The organism is Spirillospora sp. NPDC029432 (assembly GCF_040703975.1).
Classification (GTDB): Bacteria; Actinomycetota; Actinomycetes; order Streptosporangiales; family Streptosporangiaceae; genus Spirillospora.
Window position 1 is genome coordinate 25,277 of the sequence record NZ_JBEZWH010000007.1, and the last position, 16,499, is coordinate 41,775.

Sequence of the window (16,499 nt, forward strand, 5' to 3'; positions counted from 1 at the left end):
TCCGGGAATCGCCTCCTGCCAGGGCGGGCGTCTGCTGCATCATTGGTCACGGCCGATCGCACGGCCACCGGGACCGGCGGCGTTCCGCGCCCGCCGTGCCCGGCCGCGCCCCGCGAAGGATGACGAATGGCAGCACACGCACCCGGGGGCGCGCCCGCCGCCGCGGAGACCGGCGGGGCCGGGCCCGTCCGGCTGACCGGCGCCGGCATCGCCAGCGAGCCCGCCGAGTTCTACCAGCGGCTGCGGCGCGAGTACGGCCCGGTGGTGCCCGTCCTGCTGGACGGCGACGTGCCCGCCTGGTTCGTGGTCGGCTACCGGGAGCTGAACCACATCACCGGCAACCCGCAGCTGTTCGCCCGCGACTGCCGCCGCTGGAACGCCTGGGACCTGGTGCCCGAGGACTGGCCGCTGATGCCGTACGTCGGCTGGACGCCGTCCGTGATGTTCACCGAGGGCGCCGAGCACCGGCGCCGGGCGGGCGCGATCGGCGACGCGCTGGACGCCGTGGACCGCACCGAGCTGGCGCAGATCTGCGAGCGCACCGCCGACGGGCTCATCGACGGGTTCGCCGGGCATGGCGAGGCCGACCTCGTCGCGCAGTACTCGCACCAGATCCCGCTGCTGGTGCTGGCCCGCCTGTTCGGCCTGCCGAGCGCGGACGTGCCGGTGCTGGTGCGGGACGTGGCCGAGTCGCTCGACGTGAACGAGAAGGCCGCCGCGGCGCACGAGCGCATCCAGGAGCGGATGCGGCGGCTGGTGGCCGAGCGCGCCGAGCGTCCCGGGCCGGACGTGCCGTCCCGGCTGCTGGGCCACCCCGCCGGGCTCACCCAGGACGAGGTGACCATCGACCTGCTGGTCGTGATGGCGGCCGCGCAGCAGCCGACCGGCAACTGGATCGGCAATGCGCTGCGGCTGATGCTGGTGGACGACGAGTTCTCTGTGGGGCTGCAGGGCGGGCGCGACAGCGTGGACCAGGCGCTCAACCAGGTGCTGTGGGAGGACACCCCGACGCAGAACTTCATCGGCCGCTGGGCGGTGCACGCGTGCCGGCTCGGCGGCCGCGACATCCGCGCCGGCGACCTGCTGGTGATGGGGCTGGCGGCGGCCAACACCGATCCGCAGGTGCGGTCGGCCGGGTACGGCGGCGCCGGCAACCGGGCGCACATGTCGTTCGGGCACGGCGAGCACGGCTGCCCGTTCCCGGCGCCCGAGCTCGCCGAGGTGATCGCGAAGACGGCGGTGGAGGTGTTGCTGGACCGGCTGCCCGACATCAGCCTGGCGGTCCCGGCCGGCGAGCTGGAGTGGCGGCCGTCGCTGTGGATGCGCGGCCTGCACGGGCTGCCGGTCACCTTCAGCCCGGTCGCCTACTAGCGAACGGCGGCGGGACGGGCGGACCCGCCCCGCCGTTCGTCATGCCGCGGGCGTGAACTCCAGGGGCAGCGATCCCGGGCCGCGGGTGAACACGCCGCGCTCGGACGGGTCCGCCCCGGCGGCCAGCCGGACGTCCGGCATGGCGTCCAGCAGCAGGTTCGCGCCGACCTCGACCTCGGTCTTGGCCAGCAGCGCGCCCACGCAGAAGTGCCGGCCCAGCGCGAACGCCAGATGGTCGGCGGCGGCGGAGAACGCGTTGGTGGTGGTCAGGTCGCTCCGGAAGATGTCGAAGCGGTCAGGGTCGGCGTAGCGGCCGGGGTCGCGGCCCGCCGCGCCGATCAGCGCGGTGACGGTGCTGCCGGCGGGGATGGTGACGCCGCTCAGCTCGACGTCCGCGGCCGGCTGCCGCATGATCATGTGCACCGGCGGGGTGTAGCGCAGCGTCTCGGCGAACGCCTGCGGGATCAGGCTCCGGTCGTCCCGTACGGCGGCCAGCTGGTCGGGGTGCGCGAGCAGGTTGGCGAACAGCGCGGAGATCGCCTTGTCGGTGGTCTCGCCGCCGGCGGCCAGCAGCAGGCTGACGAACGCCTTGATGTCCTCGTCGCTCATCCGGGTGCCGTCGATCTCGGCCAGGCACAGCTTCGACAGCAGGTCGTCGCCCGGGTTCGCGCGCCGCTCGGCGATGATCGGCAGCATGTACGCGGCCAGCTCGTCGCGGGTGCGCACCCCCGCGGCGGCCACGTCCGGGTCCTGGGTGAGGTTGCCCAGGAACGCGATGATCGAGGTGTACCACTTCTGGAAGCGGGCGTGGTCGGCCTGGTCGAGCCCGAGCATGTCGACGATGACGTTGATCGGGAAGTGCGTGCTGAACTGGCCGACCAGCTCGACCCGCCCGTCGGCGCGGAACCCGTCGATCAGCGTGCGGGCGTTGCGCTCGATGACCGGCAGGAACTTCTCCTCCAGCTCGCTGCCGCGGAAGGCCGGGGCGACCAGGCCGCGGCGGACGGCGTGCTCGCGGCCGCTGAGCTGGAGGATGGTGCGGCCGTGCACGGGTTCGAGCTGCCAGTCGTAGTTGGCGGTGGTGAAGACCGGGTCGCGGAAGGCGCGGGAGACGTCCTCGTACCGCGACACGATGAAACTCTGCATGCCCTCGTGCCAGTGGACCGGAGCATTTTCGCGGAACACCCGGTAGGAGGAGTAAGGATCGGCGGCGAATTCGGCCGACACGATATCGGGCAGTCCGGGGGTCGTGGTCACGTGGAACGCTCCTGGCAGAAGGACCGGCAGAGATTCTCTCCGAGCCTAGGAAGCGGCGCCGTTCCAGGGCCAGAAACTCGATCTTGGAACGAATTAAGGACAGGGAACCGGGAAGACCGAAACCGCGGAGACCCGGGGCGGCCGTCCGGCCTCTCCACCGGCGAGACTCAGGGGGGCCGGATGGCCGGTCGTGTTCGTGCGGTGGCGCCCGCCGCCGTGTGCGCCGCGGCGGTGCTCGCCGCGACGTTCGTCCACCTTCCGCGGGCCGCCGCCGGAGAGCGCGGCGGGGCGGACCCGTGCCGCGCGCTCGACCTGGGAACGTCCCGCTACGAGCCCGGAAAGGCCCGGCACGTCGTCTTCGCCGTCGCGCCCGCCTACGGGACGACCGAGGTGGCCATCACCGAATGCGCCAGGAAGGGCCTCCGCTGGCGGAAGGTCCTGGCCACTTCCGGGTACGCGGGCCGGAACGGTTTCGCCGCGCCCGGCACCAAGCGTGAGGGCGACGGCAAGTCCCCGACCGGCGCGTACACGCTGACCGAGGCGTTCGGCGAGCGCGATCCCGGGACCGCGCTCCCGTACCGGACGCTGCGCGAGAGCGGCGACTGCTGGGGCTCCACCATCGGCGACGCCCGCTACAACCGCTACTACCGGGGCACATGCCTGCCGGCCGACGAGAACCTCTCCCGGCTCATGCGGGACGGCCCGTACAAGCAGGCCGTCGTGATCGACCACAACCGCGCGCCGGTCGTCCCCGGCGCCGGCTCGGCGATATTCATGCACGTCACCACCGGCCGCCCGACCGCGGGCTGCGTCTCCCTCCCCCGCCCCGAACTCGAGACCGTCATGAGGACGCTCCGCCCGCACGACCGGATCATCATGGGCCCGCGCGAGGCCCTGTTCCGCACCCGAACAGCCTGAAACAGGCTGAGACAGGCTGAGACAGGCTGAGACGCCCCTGGAAGCGGCACGGCGTACTTCCGTTCAGCCGATGCGCGGCTGGGAAGGCATGGTCAGGGGACGGGCGTCCAGGGAGAGGGAGACAGCAGTGGAGCATTCGGGTATGCCGGTCGTCGTCGGTACGGACGGGTCCGAGCACGCGCGGCGCGCGGTGCTTTGGGCCGCGGACGAGGCGGAGCTGCGCGGGCTGCCGTTGAAGATCGTGCTGGCCATGGACATGCCGGGATTCAGGCCGCGCGACATCGAGCAGGCGCTGGCGGCGTCCGGGGAGCGGGTCCTGGCCGGCGCCGCGCGCGAGGCGCGGGAGCGGCGGCCCGGGCTCGACGTGACGGTGGAGCTGCTGCGCGGGGACATGCCGGGGGCGGTACGGGACCAGGCCGGCGGCGCGTTCGAGATCGTGCTCGGCAGCCGGGGGCTGGGCGGCTTCAAGGGGCTGCTGCTCGGATCGACGGCGATGCGGGTGGCCGGGCGGGTGCCCGGGCCGGTGGTGATCGTGCGGGGGCGTACGGAGGGCGGGCACGGGCGGATCGTGCTGGGCGTCGACCCGTTCCACGAGGAGGGGGACCCGCTGGAGTACGCGTTCGAGGCGGCGGTGGCGCGGGAGGCGTCGATCCGCGCGATGCACGTCTTCCAGGTCGCCGACACGCTGCTGCCGCTGACGCCGACCATCTCCACCGAGCAGGTCGCGGAGGTGGCGCGGGACGAGCTGGCCAAGGCGCTGGCACCGTGGAAGGAGAAGTTCCCGCAGGTGGACGTGGACGAGGAGGTCGTCCAGGGGCATCCGGTGGAGACGCTCGTGGACGCCTCCAGGTCGGCGGACCTGCTGGTGCTCGGGGCGCACGGGCACACCGCGCTGGGCGGGATGATCGTCGGCTCGACGACGCAGGGGGCGTTCCAGCACGCGGACTGCCCGGTCGTCGCGGTGCGGCCGCGCGCCTGACATATCACCCGGAATGGATGTTGCCGGGCGGGCCGAGCGGGGCGACCGTGCTCGTATGAGCGAGCCCGAAGCCCCAGCCGAACGCAGGCCCCGGGTGGTGCGGCGCCTCCCGGGGTTCGCCGGCCTCGCCGTCGCCGTGCTGTTCGCGTGCCTGTCGTTCACGCCGTCGCTGCTGCCGCGCTCGTGGCTGCTGCAGGGCGCGATCAGCGGGGTCACGGCCGCGATCGGGTACGGGCTGGGCGCCGGCGCCGGGGCGCTGGTCCGCAAGGCCGTGCGCTGGAGGCCCGGGGCGCGGGGGAAACGCGCCGCCTGGTGGACGCTGGCCGTCGCGGGCATCGGCTGCTTCGTGCTGTTCGACTGGCTCGGCGCGCTCTGGCAGCGGGACCTGCGGCGGCAGATGGACATGGAGGCGAACGTCACCAGGGACGGGCTGCTCATCCTCGTCGTGACGGTCGTGGTGTTCGTGCTGTTCGTGCTGCTGGCGCGGGCGCTCCGGCTGCTCACCCGCAAGCTCGTCGCGGTGCTGGGACGGTGGGTGCCGCGCCCGGCGGCCTACGCCGGGGCGGTCGCGATCACGGTGTTCCTGGTGGTCGGGTTCGTGGAGGGCTTCCTGTTCAAGGCGCTGGTCAACACCATGAACGAGACGGCGCACCTTGCCAACGGCGGGACGACCGAAGGGATCACGCGGCCCGGCGCGGCCGGGCTGTCGGGGAGTCCCGCGTCGTACGTCCCGTGGGACAGTCTCGGCGTGAAGGGCCGCGACTTCGTCGGGAGGGCGAACACGGCCGCGGAGATCGGCCGCTACACCGGGCGCCCGGCGAAGGAGCCGGTACGGGTGTACGTCGGCCTGGAGTCGGCGGACACGACCGAGGAGCGGGCGGAGCTGGCGGTGCGCGAGCTGGAGCGCACGGGCGCGTTCGACCGCCGCGTCCTGGTGATCGTCGGCACCACCGGGTCGGGCTGGATCGACGAGACGGTGCCGGACGCGCTGGAGCACATGTACGGCGGCGACTCGGCCGTCGTGGCGGTCCAGTACTCGTACCTGCCGAGCTGGATCTCGTTCCTCACCGACAAGTCCAAGGCGACCGCCGCGTCGGAGGACCTGGTGCGGGCCGTGCACGCGCGCTGGTCGAAGGAGCCCGCGAGCGAGCGGCCCAAGCTGGCGCTGTTCGGGGAGAGCCTCGGGTCGTACGGGACGGAGACGGCGTTCGACGAGCTGTCGAGGCTCACGTCCTCGACCGACGGGGCGCTGCTGGTCGGGCCGCCGTTCGACAACCCGATCTGGAAGCAGGTGACCACCGGCCGCGACAAGGGGAGCCCGATCTGGCGTCCGGTGGTGAAACAGGGCCGTACGGTGCGGTTCGGGCAGGATCCCGCCGATCTGCGCTCGCCCGCCACGGCCTGGGAGTTCCCCCGGGTGGTGTACCTGCAGAACGCGTCGGACCCGATCACCTGGTGGAGTCCCGGGCTGGTGCTGCGCCCGCCGGACTGGCTGGACCGGCCGCGCGGCACGGACGTGTCGCGGCACATGCGGTGGTACCCGGTCATCAGCTTCTGGCAGGTGTCGGCCGACATGGTGTTCGCCAACGACGTGCCGGACGGGCACGGCCACAGCTACGGCGCCAACATCGTGGACGGCTGGGCGGCGCTGCTGTCCCCGCCGGGCTGGACGGGTGAGGACACCGCCCGGCTGCGCGCCCACCTCGGCGGCTGAGCCTTCTCAGCCGGCGGCGAGGGCGGCGGCGAACGCGAAGCCGATCCCGTTCAGCGACCAGTGCAGGCCCATCGGCGCGAGCAGGCTGCCGGAGCGGCGGCGCAGCTCGCAGAACACCGCCCCGCCGAGCGCGGTCACGGCGACGGCCGCCGTGACCGCCGCGGCGGTCGCGCCCGTTCCGGTGCCGACGAGCGACTCGACGGCGGCGTTGCGGGAGGCCAGGCCCAGCGACGGGAGCACGTGCCAGAGCCCGAACAGGAACGAGGACACGGCGACGGCCTTGGGGACGCCGTAGCGGCGGGCGAGCATCGCGTACAGGACGCCCCGGAACGCGATCTCCTCCAGCAGCACCGTGCCCAGCGGGATGTGGACGAGGACGTTGTAGAGCACCTCGGGGAACGGCGAGCCGCCCGCCCGCTCGTCCTCGAACGCGGTACGGGTCGGCGGCAGCAGGGCGGCCACCGTGTAGACGGCGAGCACGAGGAGCGCCAGGACGGCGGCCCAGCGCAGGCCCCGGCGGAGGCTGTCGCGGCCGAGTCCGAGGTCGGGCCAGGAGCAGCCGTCCCAGCGCGCGGCGAGGAGCAGGAGGGCGGCGCCGCCGGCGCACGTGGCGACGTACGCGCCGGGGGCGAGCCGGTTGTTGAGCAGGTTCGCGGCGATCAGAACGACCGCGACGGCGGCGGGCGCGATCGCGGGGCCCACCGCTCTGAGCTGCGACGTTCTGTCGTTGGAGCGCGCCATACCGTAGTTTCCGTCAGGCCGGATTTCGGGGAGAAGCTACCCGCTGAGATTCTCAGGTATTCGCTTCTGGCCGCTTACGGCACCGCAGTCCCGTTTGGCGCCCTGAAAGCTTTCGCATCACGGTCTCCGGGGGAGACCATGCCCCATGAAGCCCGCGTCGCGGCACGACCCCTCCGCGCGGCCGGCGCCCGGCCCGCGGCGCGCCGCCGGCCTGCGGATCGCCCGCCCGGACAGCGTCATCGACCGGCCCGGCCTGGTCCGGACGCTGGTGGCGGCGCGCGCGGCCCGGGTGGTGCTGATCGCGGCGCCCGCCGGGTACGGCAAGACGACGCTGGTCTCCCGCTGGGAGGCCGACCCCGCCGAGACCAGGCCGTTCGCCCGGGTCGCGCTCGACGAGACCTGCGACGGCCCGGTCGCGCTGTGGACGGCGATCCTGCTCGCCCTCGACTCCGCGACCGGCGGCGCGGCGGGCGACGACCTGGGCCGGCTGCTGCGGGCGCGCGGCGCGGACGAGCAGGTGCGGGACCTGCTCGTCCCGCACCTGCTCGGCCGGCTCGGCGCGCTGCGCACCCCGCTCGTCCTGGTGCTGGACGGCTACCACGCCGTCACCGACCCCGATTGCCACCGGCGGCTCGCGTCCCTGATCGCCAGGCTGCCCGAGGCGGTGCAGCTCGTGCTGGTCACCCGGGCCGGCCCGGCGCTGCCGCTCGCCCGCTACCGGGCGGCCGGCGAGACGCTGGAGCTGCGGGCGGACCGGCTGCGGTTCACCCGGGCCGAGGCCGGGCGGCTGGTCCGGCTCGTCGCCGGGCTCGACCTCGCCGGCCGCGACCTGGACGCGCTCGCCGAGCGCACCGAGGGGTGGCCGGCCGCCGTGTCGCTGGCGGCGCTGGCGCTGCGCGAACATCCCGACACGGCGATCGCGCGCGACCTCACCGGCACCGACCGGCACATCGCCGACTACCTGGCCGAGGAGGTCCTGGAGCCGCTGCCGGCCGCGCTGCGCGCGTTCCTCGTCCGGACGTCGATCCTCGCCGAGTTCACCGCCCCGCTGTGCGGCGCCGTCACCGGCACGGACGACGCGGAGGCCGCGCTCGGCCGGTTCGACCGGGACGACCTGTTCCTGGTGCCGCTGGACGGCGCCCGCCGCCGGTACCGCTACCACCGGCTGTTCGCCGAGGCGCTGCGCGGCGAGCTGGCCCGTACCGAACCCGGCCTGGTCCCGGAGCTGCACCGGCGGGCGAGCGACTGGTACGAGCGGGCGGGCATGGCCGGGGAGGCGATCGGCCACGCGCTGGCGGCGGGCGACCTCGACCGCGCGGTCGCCGTCGCGGCCCGCGGCTGGTTCGGGCTCGTCGCGGCGGGCCGGGCGGCGGCGCTGCGCGGCTGGCTGGCCGCGATCGGCTCCGACCGCGTCCACTCCGATCCGGTGGCGGCGGTCTGCGCCGCCTGGGCGGCCGCGGCCTGCGGCGACCGGCCCGGCCTGCGGTACTGGCTGCGCGAGATCGAGGGGATGCCCGGCGGCGGCCGGCTGCCCGACGGCGCCGCGTCGCCGCGCGCGGCCGTGGCGCTGATCCGCGCGACGTACGGGTACGACGGCGTCCGCCGCACGGTCGAGGCCGCCGGGACGGCCGCCGGGCTGGAGCGGGACCCGACCTCGCCCTGGTACGCGCTCGCCCGCCTCGCCCTCGGCTTCGCCCGCTACCTGGCCGGGGACGCCGCCGCGGCGGTCGAGCCGCTGGAGGAGGCGGTCCGGGCCGAGGGCGCGCGGGACGTCATGCGCCCGGCCGGCCTGGCGCTGCTCGCGATGGCGGCTGCCGAGCGCGGCCGGGCCGGCGAGGCCGCCGAGCTGGCCCGCGCGGCGGGCGCGGCGCTCGCCGAGCAGGGGACGGACCAGGGCCCGGCGGCCGGGCTGATCCACACCGCGCACGGTGTCGCGCTGGCCGCGCTGGGCCGCGGCGCCGAGGCCGTCCGGGACCTGGAGCGCGGGCTGCGGCTGTTCCGCGAGCTGCCCGGGATCCCGCCCGCGCACGTGGCGCTCAACCTCATCGCCACCGCGGAGCTCGCGGCCGGCCGCGGCGAGCCGGACCGGGCCGGCGCGCTCCTGGACGACGCCGCCGCCCTGCTCGGCGGCGTCCCCGGCGACGGCGGCCTCCTGGAGTCCCGGCACGCGGCGCTGCGGCGGCACCTCGCGACGGCCGCGCGGCGCTCCGCCGGGGGCGCCGGGAGCCCGCCCGCCGAGCCGCTGACCGAGCGCGAGCGGGCCGTGCTGCGGCTGCTGCGCGGGCCGCTGTCGTACCGGGAGATCGGCGCGCGGCTCTTCGTCTCGGTCAACACGGTCAAGACGCACGCCCGGTCGATCTACCGCAAGCTCGGCGCGTCGTCGCGCGAGGAGGCCGTCCGGAAGGCGCGCGACCTCGGCCTGCTGTGACGCCGCCCATCACCGCCTATCACCGCCTATCACCTACAGGGGGTGAGGCCCGCCCGCACCGGCGGCGCGCGAGGAACCGTCTCCGTGCGGCTCGGTGAGATGCCCGGCGGCTGAATCCAGCGGCCCGCCCAGCGGGACCCGCGCCGCGGGCGGCCGCCCGATCCCGCACACTCGCCCGATATGAACGCCCCACGGACCGAGTGGTCCGACCGCCAGCAGATCCACGACGCCGTCCTGCGGTACTGCCGCGGGATCGACCGGCTCGACTTCGACCTCGTCAGGTCCGCGTACCATCCGGACGCCATCGACCACCACACCGGCTTCGACGGGCCCCTGGACGACTACATCGCCTGGGTCGAGCCGAAGCTGCGCGCCCGGCGCGGCGGGACGATGCACATCGTCGGCAACCACCTCGTCGAGCTGCTCGGCGACACCGCCATCAGCGAGACGTACGGGACGTCGGTCCACTGGGGCGAGCCCGCCGACAGCCCGCGCGCCAACTTCACCAGCGGCGTGCGGTTCGTCGACCACATGGCCTTCCGGGACGGCCGGTGGGCGATCGCCGAGCGGTGGGCCGTGCGGGAGTGGACCAGGTCCGACGCCGGCCGGCTGATCGCCAAGGAGGCCCCGGGGCCGGCCGGCACCCGCGATGAGAACGACCCCTTGGCGCGGCTCCAGCGGAGGCTGCGCGGAACGGAGGCAGGCGAGTGAAGGTCGGTATCAGCTCCCCGATCCTGGCGCTGGCGGGCAAGCGCCCGGCGTGGGAGGCGGAGGCGGGGACGGCGGAGGTCGTCCGGGTGGCGCGGGCCGCCGACCGGCTCGGGTACGAGTTCATGACGTGCCCGGACCATGTGGCCGTACCGCCCGGGCTGGAGCGCGGGGAGCGCTTCTACGACCCGCTGGCGACGTTCGCGTTCCTGGCCGGGCAGACCCGCCGGCTCCGGTTCCTGCCGTACGTGCTGGTGCTGCCCTTCTACCACCCGCTGGAGATCGCCAAGCGGTACGGGACGCTCGACCACCTCAGCGACGGCCGGCTGATCCTCGCGTTCGGCGTCGGGAACCTGAAGGAGGAGTTCGACATGCTCGGCGCCCCCTTCGAGGACCGCGGGCCGCGCGCCGACGACGCCCTCAGGGCGCTGCGGGCCGCGCTCGCCGGGCGGACGGTGTCGTACGAGGGGCCGTACTACTCGTTCACGGACATGGTGGTCGATCCGCACGCCGCCCAGGAGCGGGTGCCGCTGTGGATCGGCGGGCACAGCGAGCGCGCCCTGCGCCGCGCGGTCACCCTCGGCGACGGGTGGGCGCCCGCGCCGCAGTCGTTCCGCGGCCCCTCGCCGGAGCTGATGCGGGAGATGCTGGACCGGCACGACCTGCCGGACGGCTTCGACGTCGTCCTCACGCCCGGCGAGCGCCTGGACGCGGTCAACGCCCCCGGCCGGGTCGCCGAGGTCATCGCCATGGCGGAGCGCGCGGGCGCGACCCAGATCAACCTGACGGTCCGGCACGAGTCGCTCGCCCACTACCTGGAGCAGCTGGAGGCCTTCGCGGAGGTCGCCGGGCTGGACGCCCAGGCGGACTGATCGTTCAGGAGGCGGTACGGCCGCCCGGGGTGTGGCCGTACCGCTTGCTGTACGCGGCGATGAACGCCGACGGGCTGGCGTACCCGACCCGGTGGGCGACCTTGGTGACCGGCAGGGAGTCGAGCAGGACGCGGGCCGCGCTCAGCCGGAGCAGGGTGCGGTAGCGCGTGTACGGCACGCCGAACTCGCGGACGAAGTCGCGCTGGAGCGTCTTCGGGCTGATGAGGAGGCGTTCGGCCCACTCGTCGAGCCGGGTGGGGTCGGCGGGGTCCCGGGAGAGGGCGCGGGCGACGGTCATCGCGTAGCCCGTCCCGGCCGCCCGGCCGCGGGACCCGGCGTCCGGGCCCGCGGGCGGGCCGGCGGGGACGGGGTGCAGGCCGGCCATGATGCGGCCGCGCGCGTCCAGCGCCGTCGCCAGGTCGCAGCCGGGGCTCCCGATGGTCTCGATGAGGCCCGCCGCCTCGGCGTCGATCGCGACCGGGCCCGCGCGCAGGTCCTCCAGGGCGGCGGGTATCTCGCGCAGGCAGACGCGGTAGACGGTCTGCCGGTCGCTCGCGCGGACCTCGTGCCGCATCGCGCGCTGCGCCCAGAACCCCTCGCGCGGCCCGGTGAACCCGGCCGCGGAGCCGTGCACGGTCGCGAGCAGGCCGTCGGGGGACCAGTAGAGCTGGTGCAGGAAGTCCTGGCGGCTCTCGCCGAAGGACAGGCCGGCCGCCGACCGGTACTTGAGCACGAAGATCCCGTCCGGGCGGCCGAGACCGTAGCCGTACTCGTCGCACCGCACCGGATCACCTCCGGCCTCCGCGGGGTCCTCGATCCCTCTGAGGTGTCCTCTGGGCGACACAGGTTGTCCTCCCACCGTTATGGTCGCGAGTCAGGTAAGGCTAACCTAAGTGAGCCGTCCGGCGAGGTCCGGGCGGTGCCTCACCTTCTTCGCACCATAAGGAACGACCCTCATGTCCCCTCGCAAGCCCTGGAGACTGGCCGGCGCGCTGGCGGCCGCCCTCGTCCTCGCGTCCGCCTGCGGATCCGGTTCGGGCGGGTCCGGCGGGTCCGGCAAGACCCGGACCTTCGCCGCCGACAACGGCTCCGTCACCATCCCCGCCGACCCGAAGCGCGTGGTCGCGACAGGCTACGCGGTACCGGTGCTGATCGAGGCCGGCGCGGCGCTGGTCGGCATCTCCAGCTGGAAGCGCGGGCTGCCGATGATGACCGCCGAGGACCGCGCCGCCTACGACGAGCTCACCAAGATCGCCGGTGAGACCGCCGCCGAGACCAACTACGAGGCGATCGCCAAGGCCAAGCCCGACCTGATCGTCATCGGGGTGCCGAAGCCCGTGCTCGGCGACCTGGACATGAAGCGCCTCGAGTCGATCGCGCCCGTCGTGGCGATCGGCCCCAGCGTCCCGTCGGCCTGGCGCGACCTGTCCCGCCGCCAGTCGGACGCCGCCGGCCGGCTGCAGAACTTCGAGAACCGCAAGGCCGCGTACGAGAAGAAGGCCGCCGAGATCAAGGCGAAGTACAAGGACGCGCTGGCCGGGCTGAAGTTCGGGCACGTGGGCGGGTACGGCGAGGCGTCGTCCGGGACGTTCCAGCGCGAGTTCACCGGATCCTGGGGCACCAACATCGCCACCGACGTCGGCGCGACGTACTACGGCCAGGTCAAGAAGAAGACCGGCGGCTCCGGCGACGTGTCCGAGATGCCGTCCATCGAGGAGCTGCCCGAGAGCCTCGGCGACGCCGACGTGATCACGTACACGCTGCAGGCGGACGGCACGCCCGGCGCGTCCGTGAAGTACGTGCTCGACTCCAAGCTCTGGAAGAACCTGCCCGCGGTGAAGGCCGGCAAGGCGTACGGGCTGCGCTACACCGAGGCCGCCACCTACGCCTCGGCGATCAAGACCCTGGAAGCCATCGACCAGGCGCTCGCGCCGCTGCTGAAGAAGTGAACCGCGACAACCCGCAGGGCCGGGTCGAAGAGCACCACCGGACGGGCACCGCCCTGGAGCGCATCCCGTACCCCATCGGCATCCGCGTCGCCGAGGTCGTGCGCCGCGAGGAGATCACGCCGCGGATGCTGCGGCTGACCCTCGGCGGCCCCGGGCTCGACGGCATGCACACGTACCAGGCCGACGACCACGTCAGGATCGTCTTCCCGGACCCGGACGGCACCCGCCGGCTGCCGATCCCGAACGACCGGCGGATGCTCGACTGGCCGCGCCCGTTCCCGAGGACGCGCAAGTACACGATCCGGCGGTACGACGCCGCGGCCCGCGAGCTCGACCTGGACTTCGTCCTGCACGAGGGCGGGCTCGCGTCCGAGTGGGCCGGGAACGCGCGGATCGGCGAGGAGGTCGCGGTCGCGGGCCCGCCCGGCGCCAAGTCGTTCCCGCACAACTACGACCACTACGTGTTCGCGGTCGACTCGACCGCGCTGCCCGCGCTCGGGCGCTGGCTGGACGAGTCGCCCGCGGACGTGTCGGCCACCGCCGTCGTCGACGGCGACGCGGACTACCCGCTCGCGGAGCGCGACGGCGTCCGGATCGTCCGCGGCGACCTCGGGGAGACCGTGCGGGGCCTCGCCCTGCCGGAGGGGCGGACGTTCCTGTTCGCCGCCGGCGAGGCCGACGCCCTCAAGCCGCTGCGGTCGTGGAGCAAGGGCCGCATGGACGGCCTGTTCACCGGCTACTGGAAGCGCGGGGTCGTCGAGTTTGAGGACTGACGTGACCCGGCGGGTCGCGATCCTGCTGGCGTCGGTCCTGGTCCTGCTGGTCCTGGCCGGCGCCAGCGTGTGCGTCGGGGCGCACGCCGTACCACCGCACGCGATCTGGGACGCCTTCACCTCCTACGCGGGCACCGACGAGCATGTGATCGTCCGCGACATCCGGGGGCCGCGGACGGTCATCGCGCTCTGCGTCGGCGCCGCGCTCGGCACCGCCGGAACGCTGATCCAGACGCTGACCCGCAACCCGCTCGCCGAACCCGGCGTCCTCGGTGTCACCGCGGGCGCCGGCTTCGCCGTCATCCTCGGCACGGTGGCGGGCGTGGCCGCGTCGCAGACCGCCCAGCTCGGGCTCGCCGTGGCCGGCGCCGCGGCCGCGGCCGTGCTCGTGTACGGCGTCGGCCGCGCGTTCCCGCTGCGGCTGGTCCTGGCCGGCGTCGCGCTGACGTACGTGCTGACCGGCCTGTCGCTCGCGCTGCGGCTGGTGTACCCGGACGCGCTCGACCGCTACCGGTTCTGGTCGGTGGGCGCGCTCGCCGGGCGCGAGCAACTGCCGCTCGCCCTGCCGCTGGCGGCCATCGCGATCGGGCTCATCGGAGCCGTGCTCGTGACCCGCCCGCTGGGCGGCATGGCCCTCGGCGAGAGCGTCGCGCACGCGCTCGGCGCCCGCGTCAAGCACACCAGGATCGCCGTGCTCGCCCTGTTCACCGTGCTCTCCGGCGCCGCGACCGCGATCGCCGGGCCGATCCTGTTCGTGGGGCTGATGGTCCCGCACCTGGCGCGGCGGCTCGCGGCCGGCTCGATCCCGTGGCTGATGACGTACACGATCGTGTTCGGACCGATCCTGCTCGTGGCCTCCGACATCGGCTCGCGGATCCTGCTGCCGACCGGGGAGGTCCCGGTGGCGATCGTGACCGCGTTCGTCGGCGCGCCCGTGCTGATCTGGGCGGTCCGCAAGTACGGGACGGTGTCGCTGTGAACGCCGCCGCGAGCACCCTCGTCCTGCGGGCGGGCCCGTTCTCGGCCCAGATCGAGCGGCGCCTGCTCGTCTCCTCGCTCATCCTCACGGCCGCCACGCTCGTCCTCGCCGTCGCCGCGCTGTGCCGCGGCGATACCTGGGACTCGCCCGGCGAGGTCCTGTCCGGGCTCTTCGGCTACGGGGACTCGGTCCTGGTCGTCCAGGAGTGGCGGCTGCCCCGGGTGGCCGCCGCGCTGGTCTTCGGCGCGGCGCTCGGCGCGGCCGGGGCCGTCTTCCAGAACATCACCCGCAACGCGCTCGGCAGCCCGGACGTCATCGGGCTGGACGCCGGCGCGTACACCGGGGTGCTGATCGCGATCACGCTGTTCGGCGGGACCGCCGCCGGGCTCGCCGCCGGCTCGCTCGCCGGCGGCCTGCTGGCCGCGGCGGCCGTGTACGCGCTGTCGCTGCGCCAGGGCCTCAGCGGCATCCGGCTCGTCGTCATCGGCATCGCCGCCAACGCGATGCTCACGGCGGTGAACTCGTGGATCATCTTGCGCGCCGACCTGGACGTCGCCATCGCCGCCGTCGGCTGGAACTCCGGCTCGCTGAACGGCCTCGACTGGAACGAGGTCCGGCTGCCGTTCCTCGTCATCGGCGCGCTGGGCCTGCTGCTCGCCGTGCTGTCGCGCGCCATGCACCAGGTGGCCCTCGGGGACGAGGTCGGCGCCTCGTCCGGCGTCCATCTCGGCCGCTTCCGGCTGCTGGTCGTCGTGGCCGGGGTCGGGCTCACCGCGGCCGTCACCTCGGCGGCCGGGCCGATCGTGTTCGTCGCGCTCGCCGCGCCGCAGATCGGCCGCCGGATCGCGGGCGCGCCCGGCGTGCCGCCGCTGCCCGCCGCGCTGACCGGCGCGCTGCTGCTGGTGGCCGCGGACCTGGCCGCGCAGACCGTGCTGGCCCCCGTCCAGCTGCCGGTCGGCGTCGTGACCACCGCGATCGGCGGCACCTACCTCATCTGGCTGCTCCTCAAGGAAGTGAGACAACCGTGAAAGGGCGCCTGACCGCCCGCGACATCACCCTCGGCTACGGCGACCGGGTGGTGTCGGAGTGCCTGGCCCTCGACGTACCGGACGGCGCGTTCACCGCCATCGTCGGCGCGAACGCGTGCGGCAAGTCGACCCTGCTGCGCGCCTTCGCCCGGCTGCTCTCCCCGTCGTCCGGCGAGGTGGCCTTCGACGGGCGGGACGTGGCGGGCTACAAGCCGAAGGTGTTCGCGCGCGAGGTCGGCTTCCTGCCGCAGGGCCTGGTCGCGCCCGAGAACATCGCCGTGCGGCAGCTCGTCGCGCGGGGCCGCTACCCGCACCAGACGCTGCTGTCGACGTGGTCGCCGGAGGACGAGCGCGTCGTGGCGGCCGCGATGGAGGCGGCGGGCGTCACCGACCTCGCCGAACGCCCCGTCGAGAACCTCTCCGGCGGCCAGCGGCAGCGGGTGTGGGTCGCGATGGTGCTGGCCCAGGAGACCTCCTACCTGCTCCTGGACGAGCCCACGACGTTCCTCGACATCACCCACCAGTACCAGCTGCTCGCGCTGTTCGCCCGGCTCCGCGACGAGGGCCGGACGGTCATCGCGGTGCTGCACGACATCAACCAGGCGTGCCGCTTCGCCGACCACCTGGTCGCCATGCGCGGCGGCCGGATCGTGGCCGAGGGGGCGCCAGGCGACATCGTGGACGCGGCGCTGATCAAGGAGGTGTTCGACCTGCCGTGCATCGTCGTCCCGGACCCGGTCACCGGCACCCCGATGATCGTCCCCACGGCGGAGGTCTGACCC

15 protein-coding genes are annotated in these 16,499 nt (G+C 74.3%); 12 read left to right on the plus strand and 3 right to left on the minus strand.

Annotated features, from left to right (window positions below; all coding sequences use genetic code 11):
* The first annotated feature begins 126 nt into the window (after positions 1-126).
* Positions 127-1,371: a cytochrome P450 gene (locus AB0881_RS07485; RefSeq protein ID WP_366615072.1), complete on the plus strand. Its 1,245-nt coding sequence runs from the start codon at positions 127-129 to the stop codon at positions 1,369-1,371.
* A gap of 39 nt (positions 1,372-1,410) precedes the next feature.
* On the opposite strand, the gene AB0881_RS07490 is transcribed toward AB0881_RS07485, so the two are convergent.
* Complete coding sequence (locus AB0881_RS07490) at positions 1,411-2,628, minus strand: cytochrome P450 (protein ID WP_366615073.1); 1,218 nt, start codon at positions 2,626-2,628, stop codon at positions 1,411-1,413.
* A gap of 180 nt (positions 2,629-2,808) precedes the next feature.
* Here AB0881_RS07490 and AB0881_RS07495 point away from each other — a divergent pair, with 180 nt between their 5' ends.
* The 3 genes from AB0881_RS07495 to AB0881_RS07505 all read left to right on the plus strand — a co-directional run bounded on the left by AB0881_RS07495 (position 2,809) and on the right by AB0881_RS07505 (position 6,239).
* Positions 2,809-3,546 carry a L,D-transpeptidase family protein gene (locus AB0881_RS07495; RefSeq protein WP_366615075.1) on the plus strand — a complete coding sequence of 246 codons (738 nt, stop codon included), beginning with the start codon at positions 2,809-2,811 and terminating at the stop codon, positions 3,544-3,546.
* A gap of 127 nt (positions 3,547-3,673) precedes the next feature.
* Positions 3,674-4,525, plus strand: coding sequence for a universal stress protein (locus AB0881_RS07500; protein WP_366615076.1), 852 nt, complete (start codon positions 3,674-3,676; stop codon positions 4,523-4,525).
* Positions 4,526-4,580: 55 nt separating this feature from the next.
* The gene (locus AB0881_RS07505) at positions 4,581-6,239 is read left to right on the plus strand and encodes an alpha/beta-hydrolase family protein (RefSeq protein WP_366615077.1); all 1,659 of its coding nucleotides are present in this window, start codon (positions 4,581-4,583) and stop codon (positions 6,237-6,239) included.
* 6 nt (positions 6,240-6,245) lie between these two features.
* On the opposite strand, the gene AB0881_RS07510 is transcribed toward AB0881_RS07505, so the two are convergent.
* Positions 6,246-6,980 (minus strand): CPBP family intramembrane glutamic endopeptidase, encoded by a 735-nt coding sequence (locus AB0881_RS07510; protein ID WP_366615079.1) that lies wholly within the window; start codon positions 6,978-6,980, stop codon positions 6,246-6,248.
* Positions 6,981-7,125: 145 nt separating this feature from the next.
* Here AB0881_RS07510 and AB0881_RS07515 point away from each other — a divergent pair, with 145 nt between their 5' ends.
* From AB0881_RS07515 to AB0881_RS07525, 3 genes are all read left to right on the plus strand, one after another.
* A complete protein-coding gene (locus tag AB0881_RS07515; protein WP_366615080.1) occupies positions 7,126-9,408 on the plus strand; it encodes a LuxR C-terminal-related transcriptional regulator in 2,283 nt (760 codons plus the stop codon).
* Between the two features lie 180 nt (positions 9,409-9,588).
* Entirely contained in the window at positions 9,589-10,119 is a 531-nt protein-coding gene (locus tag AB0881_RS07520) for a nuclear transport factor 2 family protein (RefSeq protein WP_366615081.1), read from the plus strand.
* Positions 10,116-10,988, plus strand: coding sequence for a TIGR03619 family F420-dependent LLM class oxidoreductase (locus AB0881_RS07525; RefSeq protein ID WP_366615083.1), 873 nt, complete (start codon positions 10,116-10,118; stop codon positions 10,986-10,988). The genes AB0881_RS07520 and AB0881_RS07525 overlap by 4 nt, the downstream gene beginning before the upstream one ends.
* A gap of 4 nt (positions 10,989-10,992) precedes the next feature.
* On the opposite strand, the gene AB0881_RS07530 is transcribed toward AB0881_RS07525, so the two are convergent.
* Positions 10,993-11,772, minus strand: coding sequence for an AraC family transcriptional regulator (locus tag AB0881_RS07530; protein ID WP_366615085.1), 780 nt, complete (start codon positions 11,770-11,772; stop codon positions 10,993-10,995).
* A 172-nt stretch (positions 11,773-11,944) separates the two neighbouring features.
* Between AB0881_RS07530 and AB0881_RS07535 the strand changes: the two genes are divergently transcribed.
* Genes AB0881_RS07535 through AB0881_RS07555 form a run of 5 tightly spaced genes read left to right on the plus strand, consistent with a single transcriptional unit; the run spans position 11,945 to position 16,496 of the window.
* Complete coding sequence (locus tag AB0881_RS07535) at positions 11,945-12,937, plus strand: ABC transporter substrate-binding protein (protein ID WP_366615086.1); 993 nt, start codon at positions 11,945-11,947, stop codon at positions 12,935-12,937.
* Positions 12,934-13,710 (plus strand): siderophore-interacting protein, encoded by a 777-nt coding sequence (locus tag AB0881_RS07540; RefSeq protein ID WP_366615087.1) that lies wholly within the window; start codon positions 12,934-12,936, stop codon positions 13,708-13,710. Before AB0881_RS07535 ends, AB0881_RS07540 begins: the two co-directional genes overlap by 4 nt.
* A 1-nt stretch (position 13,711) precedes the next feature.
* Positions 13,712-14,689, plus strand: a complete 978-nt coding sequence (locus AB0881_RS07545) for an iron chelate uptake ABC transporter family permease subunit (protein ID WP_366615089.1) — start codon at positions 13,712-13,714, stop codon at positions 14,687-14,689.
* On the plus strand, positions 14,686-15,717 hold the full coding sequence (locus AB0881_RS07550) for an iron chelate uptake ABC transporter family permease subunit (RefSeq protein ID WP_366615091.1): 1,032 nt from the start codon (positions 14,686-14,688) through the stop codon (positions 15,715-15,717). The genes AB0881_RS07545 and AB0881_RS07550 overlap by 4 nt, the downstream gene beginning before the upstream one ends.
* Positions 15,714-16,496 carry an ABC transporter ATP-binding protein gene (locus AB0881_RS07555; RefSeq protein WP_366615093.1) on the plus strand — a complete coding sequence of 261 codons (783 nt, stop codon included), beginning with the start codon at positions 15,714-15,716 and terminating at the stop codon, positions 16,494-16,496. The genes AB0881_RS07550 and AB0881_RS07555 overlap by 4 nt, the downstream gene beginning before the upstream one ends.
* Positions 16,497-16,499: the final 3 nt, after the last annotated feature.